At 46.4% G+C, this 569-nt stretch carries 1 protein-coding gene and 1 pseudogene; one reads left to right on the top strand and one right to left on the bottom strand.

Annotated features, from left to right (window positions below; all coding sequences use genetic code 11):
• On the bottom strand, positions 1 to 257 hold a 257-nt coding region (locus KIV40_RS34305; protein WP_285353915.1), incomplete at its 3' end, for an MGMT family protein.
• Positions 258 to 308: 51 nt separating this feature from the next.
• Between KIV40_RS34305 and KIV40_RS34300 the strand changes: the two are divergent.
• Positions 309 to 569, top strand: a pseudogene (locus tag KIV40_RS34300) (hypothetical protein); the annotation flags it as partial.

Below are 569 nucleotides of genomic sequence, written 5' to 3'. Positions count from 1 at the left end.
CTCACTTCAACGCCTTCCGCTTCTAAATGACGCTTTTGTCGCTCGAAGTCCTCGCCTTTTAGCGAAATCTCGCCTTTACTATTAATGACCCTAAACCAAGGGAGCTGACTTCCTTCTGGTAAATTGCCCAAAGCTTTGCCTACGTGACGCGCATAACCCGGAAAGCCTGAAAAACGTGCTATGTCTCCATAAGTTGTTACTTTCCCATAGGGAATTTGGTGAATTACTGCAAAGATTTGGGGTAAAAATTGGTCCATACTAAGTGTTCCTAGTTCATTAATACCACGGATCGGTAGAAGGAGAGAGCTATGGTATTTTCAACGTTTCAATTCTTAGTGACAACTCTATTAGCGGTTGTCTGTGCCCGAGCTATCAGTTTGAGCGATGGCGACATTCCTGTTTTGGCTATGGTTATCCCCGCGCTATGGATTTTGCCGCAAGGGGGAGTAGCAGGCTTGGCACTGCTTGCTTCAATGACCATCTATGGCCTAACCCTGCCTATGCAGCCAATTACCTTATCAGTCAGCGCTTGGGTGCTATTCCCACTGTTGATGGTGGTATTCTCTCGT

This window comes from Vibrio sp. D173a (assembly GCF_030248475.1).
Note: the sequence above shows the minus strand (reverse complement) of the source record. Positions and strands in the feature narration are given on the sequence as shown.